This window comes from Chromobacterium sinusclupearum (assembly GCF_002902845.1).
Taxonomy (GTDB): Bacteria; Pseudomonadota; Gammaproteobacteria; order Burkholderiales; family Chromobacteriaceae; genus Chromobacterium; species Chromobacterium sinusclupearum.
In genome coordinates this window covers 133225-142587 of record NZ_PPTF01000010.1, presented here as the reverse complement: position 1 = coordinate 142587, position 9363 = coordinate 133225, and the positions used below count along the sequence as shown (strand labels likewise).

The 9363-nt window shown below is 62.9% G+C and carries 1 protein-coding gene; it reads right to left on the bottom strand.

Features of this window, described 5'->3' with window-relative positions:
- A partial coding sequence (locus tag C2134_RS02660; protein WP_199179860.1) for a hemagglutinin repeat-containing protein occupies positions 1-9363 on the bottom strand: 9363 nt, incomplete at both ends.

The following is a 9363-nucleotide window of genomic DNA, read 5'->3' as shown; positions in this document are numbered from 1 at the left end:
TCTTTGCCCGCGACGAATTGCGCTCCCTTGCCGGTGATGGTGCTGTCCTGGCCGGCGCCATGCGCCAGGTCCACCAGCGTGCCGCCGGACTTGAGCAGGCTGCCGCTTTCGGTATGGCTGTCGCTGACGGTGGTGCTTTCGCTGTGACTGCTTCCCACTGTCAGGCTCAGTTGAATGCCCCCCTTGGTCCCTTCTGCCGCCTTGCTCATCGCCTGCTGATAGGCGGCGTAGCTGTTGTAGCCAGCCAGCGCGGCGGTGGCGGTGGACAAGGCCTTGACGCGATCATCCTTGCTCTTGGCAGCAGTATCAGCCGCGGAAGCCATGGCCTGCACGCCGCTGATCAGCGGACTGGTCAGTTGTACGGTCAGGCCGCTGGATTTGCTTTCCGTCTTCTGCACGCTGTGCCAGGTGTCCACGGCCACGTCCAGGTTCTGTTTCTTGGTGTCCAAGTACAGGTTGCCGCCGGCGGTGACATCGCTGCCCTGCAGGGTGAGGGTGTCGCCGGTCTTGAGGCTGAGATTGCCGCCTATGCTGCCCACCAGGCTGCGGTTCTGGCTTTGGGTGGTGCCGGCGCCATCCAGCTGCTGCGTCAGTTCCTTGCTGCCGATGGTGAAGCCCAGGCCGCCGCCGGAGAACAGGCCGGAGGTCTCCTCTTTGTGGTACTGGAACAGGCGGCTGGTATCGGTGCCGGAGGTGATGTTGAGATTGCGGCCGGCATCCAGCGTCACGTCGCCGCTGCCCGCCACTTGGCTGGCGTGGATGTTGATGTCGCGCTGGCCCTTGAGGATGACGGTATCGGCCGATACCGTGCTGCCCGCCTCATGCGTGCTGTCGTGGGCGACGATGTCGGTGGTCGTGCTGCTGCTGAACATGCCGCTGGAGTGATGGACGGTCTTGCTGTAGTCGCTGTGTCGCTCCTGGGCGCTGCCCAGATTGACGTCGCGTCCGGCGATCAAAGCCTCTTGCCCATTGCTGGTGAGATTGGCCGCCTGGGTGCTGATGTCGCGCCCAGCCTTGAGGAGCAGCCCGCCTTCGCCTTGCACGGTGGCGCCGTGCTGGGTCAGGTCGTAGCGGTTACGGACGGTTTCGCCCCAGGTGTTGTCGTTGCGGCTTTCCGTGGCCACCGTGCCCAACTTGATGTCGTTGCCGGCAGACAGCGTGAGCTTGCCGCCGCTGGCCAGGCTGGCGCCATTGAGCAGCGCGTCGCCATCGGCGTGCAGCTGCAGATCGCCCTTGCCGGACAGGCCGGCCACGGTCAGGCTGTCGGTCTGCCAGTTGTGGCTGTTGCCCCAGCCGTAGCCGATATCATGGCTGGTATTGACCTCGCTCTGCAGCGTCAGTTGCTTGCCGGCCAGGGCGGTCAGGCTGCCGCCGCTGGATTGGGCGGCGGAGCCGATCAGGCTCAGGTCGCCGCCGGCTTTGAGCAGCACATCGCCGCCGCCCTGCAGCAGCGAGGCGTTATGGCTCTGGCTCAAGGTATCGTAGCCGCCGCCCCACCAGTTGCCGGCGCCGTGCTTGCTGTCCAGCGTGGATTCCAGGGTCAGACTGTTGCCGGCCAGGGCCTGCACGCTGCCGCCGGCCTTGGCGCTGCTGCCGGACAAGGTCAGATTATTGTCGGCGCTCAGCACCAGGTTGCCGCCAATGTTCAGCTGGCTGCCGGCGTGGTCCACCTGCTGGTACTGGAAGCTGCTGTAGCGGTTGCTGTCGCCCAGGTTATAACGGGTTTCGCGGCTGGCGATGTCCAGGTCGTGACCAGCCAGCAGGCTGGCGTTGCCGCCGGCTTGCACCTCCGCCGCCTGCAGCTTCAGGTCGTTGCCGGCCTGCAGCTGCAAATCGCCGCCGGCCTGTATGCTGCTGCCGGCCTGGCCGTGGACGGCGTCGTCGGTGACCACCAGGTTCTGCCTAGCGCTCAGGCCCAGGTCGCCGCCGGCTTGCACCTTGCCGCCCTCGATGCGGATATTGTTGGCCTGCGCCAGCAGCGTGCTGTCGCTCTTCAGGGTGCCATTGTTGACCAGGTCTCCATCGGCCAGCAGCGTCATGCTGCTGCCGGCCAACACCGCGCCTTGGCCGCGCAGGGACTGCTGATCGGCATGGGCCAGGTACACCATGGGCACCAGCACGTCCTGGCCGCCCACGTTCTGCTTCACCAACCACACCATGTCCGAAGTCAGCTTGGCCATCTGCTCCGCGGACAGGGCCATGCCCGGCGTCAGCTGGAAGGCCTTGGCGTACTGCGCGCCATTGCTCATCAGCTGCTGGTACTGCTGCATGGCGTTGCCGTAGCCGGACAGGAAGCGCTTGCCGGTCATGTCGGTGATGGCCTTGCTCACCATCTGCTGTTCATAGAAGCCGTCGCCCAGGCGTTTTTCTACCTTGCTCGGATCGTAATTCAGCTGCTTGAGCAGGTAGTCCGACGAGACGAAGTTGCTGTACTGGGTGAACTGCGGATTGGTTTCCACCAGGTACGGCTGCTGCGGCGCCGGCTGGGTATGGAACAGGCCGTTGTCCGGCACGGCGTAGCCGCCCGCCACCGGATTGCCCACCTTGGCGCCGGCCGATTCCAGCGCCATGGCCTTTTGCGCCGGCACCGGCACGTACACGCGGTTCAGCTGGCCGGCGGGGGAGACGCGGATGGCGTCATGCGAGGTGTCCACCTGCTGCTGCACCGCCTGCATCGCTTCGCCAGCGATCTTCGCGCCTTGAACTTGGCCTTGGGCCTGTCCGCCCAGCGCCTTGCCATCGGCCGCGCCGACGCTGCCGTTCAGCTGCGCGCCCTGCGCTTGGCCCACCTTGCCCTGCAGAGCCTGGCCGGAAACCTGGCCTTGCGCCTGACCATTCAATGCCTTGCCGTCGGCCGTGCCAATGCTGCCGTTCAGCTGCGCGCCCTGCGCCTGGCCGATATTGCCCTGCAAGGCCTGTCCGGACACTTGGCCTTGCGTCTGGCCGTTCAATGCCTTGCCATCAGTCCCGCCGACGCTGCCGTTCAGCTGCGCGCCCTGCGCCTGACCGACCTTGCCCTGCAAGGCCTGGCCCGACACCGCGGACTGCTGCCCAGCGCCGCTCACGCCACCGCCTTGCGCCTTATCAAACGCCACATGGGTGTCGGACAAAGCGGATTGCAGATTCTGGCCACCCACGCCTGCCACGCCCTTGCCGTTGATGATGGTGGGGGCTTGCAAGGATAAAATCTTACCCGCGGCGACCGTTGCATCCAAACTCCCTGTTTGGACGGGTGGTTGATTTTGAACTGTATAATTATCCGATCCATTCTTAGGATCATCATAATGATTTCTAGTCTCAACCACAGTCGAGCTATATAATCCCTGCCCAATATTATTGATTACCAAACCAGAGCTTAGATTTACATTCTGACCTGCCGCAACATGACTATATTTATTATCAAAAGAGTTAGAAATTACGCTGAAACTTCCGCCAACCAATATTTGGGCTGATGCAGCCGATTCACTAGCCACATCGACTGTTGTCTTTTTGGTAATATATATCGTACCTACCGTACGCCACACATCCTTATACAAACCACCACACCCATAGGTTGCAGGGTGCTCACACCAATATTCAAAGAATTTTTGTAACGGCCTAGTCTCAGAGGTTTGGCTTACCTCTTGCCTAAGAGTGATTGAGTTCGACTCATTACTCACCCGCCCAGCGTCAATAAACATATTGCCATCCGACTGCAGCGTGGCAATGTGATTGATCACCTGTCCCACGGATGCGCCGGCTTGGCCAATATGCATATCGCCCTGGCTGTATAACCAGGCGCCGTCATGGTTGTTCAACGTGCCGCCGATATTCAGCGCCATATTGCCGGCCGAGGCCAAGACCGCCTTGCCGCCGCTGTTGTCCAGACTGCCAGCCTGGATGGCAATATCTCCGCCGGTGATCGAGGCGGTGTTGGTGAGGCTGGCGGCGTGCAGGTTCAAGGCGCCGGCGCCCAGGCTGCCGTAGTTGAGCAGACTCTGGCTCAACTGGGTGCTCAGCGTGCCGCCGATGTTGACGCTGCCGTTATTGGTCCAGTTAAGGCCCGTTAGGCTGAGGTTGCCGCTGCTTTGCAGCTGGCCGTTGTTCACCAGGTTGCCGCTGGCGCTGATGCTGAGGTTGCGGTTGGCTTGCAGCTGGGTGCCGGCGTTGTTGATGAAGTCGCCCTGCAGGCTCAGTGTCAGGTCCTGCCCGGCCAGCAGGCTGCCGGGGTTGGCCAGCGATGCAGTGTTGAGGGTGAGGTTGCCCTGGCTGTATACGCTGCCGCCGCCGTTGTCGAAGCGCGGCGCGCTGAGCAGCCAGTTGCCGTTGCCGGCAATCTGCCCGCCGTTGCTCAGTTGGCTGGTGAGGGTCAGCCGGCTGTCGCCGCTGCCCAAGGCCAGCACCTTGCCGCCGGCATTGCTCAGACTGGCGCTGTCCAGCTGCAGGGTCTGCCCGGCTTGCAGCAGGCCGCCTCCATTGTCCAGCTGGCTGGCGGTCAGGGTGAGCGCGGCCTGGCTGCCCAGGGTGCCTTGCTGGTTGTTCAGCACGCCGCCGCGCAGCGTCAGGTCGCCCTGGCTGCTCAGCACGCCCTGGCTGTTGTTGATATCGCCCGCCGTGACCTGCAGTTGGCCGGCGGAGGTGATCTTGCCCTGCTGGCTGTTGTCGATCTGGCCGCGAATGTCCAGCTTGGCGACGCCCGCGCCGGCCTGGCCGATCACGCCGTGTTGGTTGCCCAGGCTGGCGGCGCCCAATTGCAGCTGGCTGGCCTGCAACTTGCCGCCGCCGTTCTGCGCGTCCTGCGCCAGCTGCGCATTGAGGATGGCGGCGCTTTGCAGTTGGCCGCCGCGGTTGTCCAGCTGGCTGGCTTGCAGCGTCAAATTGCCATTGGTGGCCAACACGCCGCCGCCGGAGTTGTCCAGCTTACCGCTGAGGGTCAGCTGGTTGGCGTCGCCGCCCAGCGCCTTGACGCTGCCGCCGCGGTTATCCAGGCTGGCTGCATTGAGCTGCAGACTGCCGCTCTGCAGTTGCCCCTGGCGGTTGTCCAGCGCGGCCCCCAGCGTCAGGTTCAATGTCTGGCCGCTGGCCAGCGTGCCGCCCTGGTTGTTCAAGCCCTGCTTCAGTTGCAGCTGCTGCGCGCCCTGGCTGCTCAACGTGCCCTGATGGTTGTCCAGGCTATTGGCCGTCAGGCTCAGTCCGCCATTGCTCAATACCTGGCCTTGCTGGTTGTGGAAGTCCTGAGCTACCTGCAATAAGGCCGTGCCCTGGCCGATCTGGCGAATCTCGCCGGCCTGGTTGCTCAGCGAGTCGGCCTTCATGTTCAAGCTCTGCGCCGCCAGGTGACCACCGTCATTGGTCAGGCTCGTTTGCTTGGTCAGGTTCAACGCGCCGGCGGCTTGCAGCGTGCCCTTGGCGTTGTCGACAGTCGCGGCATTCACGTCCAACTGACCGTTGCCGGCGATCTTGCCCTGGTTGTGCAAGTCGCCCGTGACATCGACTTTGCTGGCGGCATCCTTGCCCAGCGCCAGGATCTGGCCCTTGTCGGCGTTGGTGAGGCTGCTGGCCGTCAGTTGCAGATCGTTGCCGGACTGGATCGATCCGACCACATTCTCCAGCGCACCGGTCGTCAGTTTGACTTGGCCATCGCTGCCCAGCGTGCCGTCGTTGTGCAGCTTATCCGTCACCGTCAGGTCGATGCCCTGGCCGCCGATCAGGCTCCCTTGGCTGTTATCGAGAGTTTTGAGTTGGCTGCTCAGTTGGCCCTGGGCGTAGATTTCGCCCGCTTTGTTGCTCAGGCTGTCGGCTTTAACATTCAGGCTCTGCGCCGCCAGGTGGCCGTCGTCGTTGATCAGGCTCGTTTGCTTGGTCAGGTTCAACGCGCCGGCGGCTTGCAAGGTGCCGTGGCTGTTGTCGACGGTGGCGGCATTCACGTCGAGCTGGCCGTTGCCGGCGATCTTGCCCTGGTTGTGCAAGTCGCCCGTGACATCCACTTTGCTGGCCGCATCCTTGCCCAACGCCAGTATCTGGCCCTTGTCGGCGTTAGTCAGCGAGGCGGCAGTCAGCTGCAGGCCTTTGCCCGACTGGATCGATCCGGCCACATTCTCCAGCGAGCCGGCCGTCAGTTTGACTTGGCCATCGCTGCCCAAGGTGCCGTCGTTGTGCAGCTTGTCCGTCACCGTCAGGTCGACGCCTTGGCCGCCGATGATGCTGCCCTGGCTGTTGTCGAGGGTTTTGAGTTGGCTGGTCAGTTGCTGCTGGGCGTAGATTTCGCCGGCTTTGTTGCTCAGGCTGTCGGCTTTGACGTTCAGGCTTTGCGCCGCGAGGTGGCCGCCGTCGTTGCTCAGGCTCGTCTGCTTGGTCAGGTTCAGCGCGCCGGCGGCTTGCAAGGTACCGTGGGTGTTGTCGACGGTGGCGGCGTTGACGTCCAACTGTGCATTGCCGGCGATCTTGCCTTGGTTATGCAAGTCGCCCGTGATATCCAGTTTGCTCGCCGCATCCTTGCCCAAGGCCAGGATCTGACCCTTGTCGGCGTTGGTCAGGCTTTGGGCAGTGAGCTGTAAATCCTTGCCGGCCTGGATCGAACCAGCCACGTTGTCGAGTTGGCCCGCGTTCAGTTTCACCTGGCCGTCGCTGCCCAGCGTGCCGTCGTTGTGCAGCTTATCCGTCACCGTCAGGTCGACGCCTTGGCCGCCGATCACGCTGCCCTGCGTGTTGTCCAGGGTTTTCAGTTGGCTGGTCAGTTGCTGCTGGGCGTAGATTTCGCCGGCTTTGTTGCTCAGGCTGTCGGCTTTAACATTCAGGCTCTGCGCCGCCACATGCCCGCCGTCGTTGGTCAGGCTGCTCTGCTTGGTCAGATTCAGCGCGCCGGCGGCTTGCAGCGTGCCCTTGGCGTTGTCGACGGCGGCGGCATTCACGTCGAGCTGGCCGTTGCCGGCGATCTTGCCCTGGTTGTGCAAGTCGCCCGTGACATCCACTTTGCTGGCCGCGTCTTTGCCCAAGGCCAGGATTTGACCCTTGTCTGCGTTGGACAGGCTTTGTGCGGTGAGCTGTAAATCCTTGCCGGCTTGGATCGAACCCGCCACGTTGTCGAGTTGGCCCGCGTTCAGTTTCACCTGGCCGTCGCTACCCAGGGTGCCGTCGTTGTACAGCGTGCCGGTCACCGTCAGGTCGACGCCTTGGCCGCCGATGACGCTGCCCTGGCTGTTGTCCAGGGTCTTCAGCTGGCTGCTCAGTTGGCCTTGCGCGTAGATTTCGCCCGCTTTGTTGCTCAGGCTGTCGGCTTTGACCTTCAGGCTTTGGGCGGTCAGGTGGCCGCCATCATTGATCAGACTGCTCTGCTTGGTCAGGTTCAACGCGCCAGCGGCTTGCAGCGTGCCGTGGCTGTTGTCGACGGTGGCGGCGTTGACGTCCAACTGGCCGTTGCCGGCGATCTTGCCTTGGTTATGCAAGTCGCCCGTAACATCCACTTTGCTGGCCGCGTCTTTGCCCAGCGCCAGGATCTGACCCTTGTCGGCGTTGCTCAGGCTTTGGGCGGTGAGCTGCAGGTCTTTGCCGGACTGAATCGAACCGGTGGCGTTCTCCAGCGCGCCGACCGTCAGTTTCACTTGGCCATCGCTGCCCAGGGTGCCGTCGTTGTGCAGCTTATCCGTCACCGTCAGGTCGACGCCCTGGCCGCCGATCAGGCTCCCTTGGCTGTTGTCGAGAGTTTTGAGTTGGCTGGTCAGCTGCTGCTGGGCGTAGATTTCACCACTCTTATTGCTGAGCGAGTCGGCCTTCACGTTCAGGCTCTGGGCGGCCAAGTGGCCGCCGTCGTTGATCAGGCTCGTCTGCTTGGTCAGGTTCAGCGCGCCGGCCGCTTGCAGCGTGCCCTTGGCGTTGTCGACAGTCGCGGCATTCACGTCCAACTGACCGTTGCCGGCGATCTTGCCTTGGTTATGCAAGTCGCCGGTGACATCGACTTTGCTGGCCGCATCTTTGCCAAGGGCCAGGATTTGACCGGTGGCGGCGTTGCTCAGTGAGGCGGCAGTCAATTGCAGGTCTTTGCCCGACTGGATGGTGCCGGCGGCATTCTCCAATGCCCCGGCGCTCAACTTGACCTGGCCATCGCCGCCCAGGGTGCCGTCGTTGTGCAGCGTATTGGTCACCGTCAGGTCGACGCCCTGGCCGCCGATGACGCTGCCCTGCGTGTTGTCCAAGGTCATCAGCAGGCTGCTCAATTGCCCTTGCGCGTAGATTTCGCCGGCTTTGTTGCTCAGGCTGTCGGCTTTGACGTTCAGGCTTTGGGCGGCCAAGTGGCCGCCGTCATTGATCAGACTGCTCTGCTTGGTCAGGTTCAACGCGCCGGCGGCTTGCAAGGTGCCGTGGCTGTTGTCGACGGTGGCGGCGTTGACGTCCAACTGTGCATTGCCGGCGATCTTGCCTTGGTTGTGCAAGTCGCCCGTGACATCCAGTTTGCTGGCCGCGTCTTTGCCCAAGGCCAGGATTTGACCCTTGTCTGCGTTGCTCAGGCTTTGTGCGGTGAGCTGTAAATCCTTGCCGGCTTGGATCGAACCAGCCACGTTGTCGAGTTGCCCCGCATTCAGTTTGACCTGGCCATCGCTGCCCAAGGTGCCGTCGTTGCGCAGCGTTCCGGTCACCGTCAGGTCGACACCCTGGCCGCCGATCAGGCTGCCCTGGCTGTTGTCCAGGGTCTTCAACTGGCTAGTCAGTTGGCCTTGCGCATAGATTTCGCCGGCTTTGTTGCTCAGGCTATCCGCCGTGACGTTCAGGCTCTGCGCCGCCAGATGGCCACCATCATTGATCAGACTGCTCTGCTTGGTCAGGTTCAGCGCGCCGGCCGCTTGCAGCGTGCCGTGGCTGTTGTCCACTGTTGCAGCGTTGACGTCCAACTGTGCATTGCCGGCGATCTTGCCTTGGTTATGCAAGTCGCCCGTGACATCGACTTTGCTGGTCGCATCCTTGCCCAGCGCCAGGATTTGGCCGGTGGCAGCGTTGGTCAATGAGGTCGCGGAGAGCTGCAGGTCTTTGCCCGACTGGATGGTACCGGCCACGTTGTCGAGTTGGCCCGCGTTCAGTTTCACCTGGCCATCACTGCCCAGGGTGCCGTCGTTGTGCAGCTTATCCGTCACCGTCAGGTCGACGCCTTGGCCGCCGATGACGCTGCCTTGGCTGTTGTCGAGGGTTTTGAGTTGGCTGCTCAGTTGCTGCTGGGCGTAGATTTCGCCCGCTTTGTTGCTCAGGCTGTCGGCTTTGACGTTCAGGCTCTGTGCCGCCAGATGGCCGCCGTCGTTGATCAGGCTGCTCTGCTTGGTCAGGTTCAGCGTGCCGGCCGCCTGCAAGATGCCATGGCTGTTGTCGACGGTGGCGGCATTGACGTCCAACTGGCCG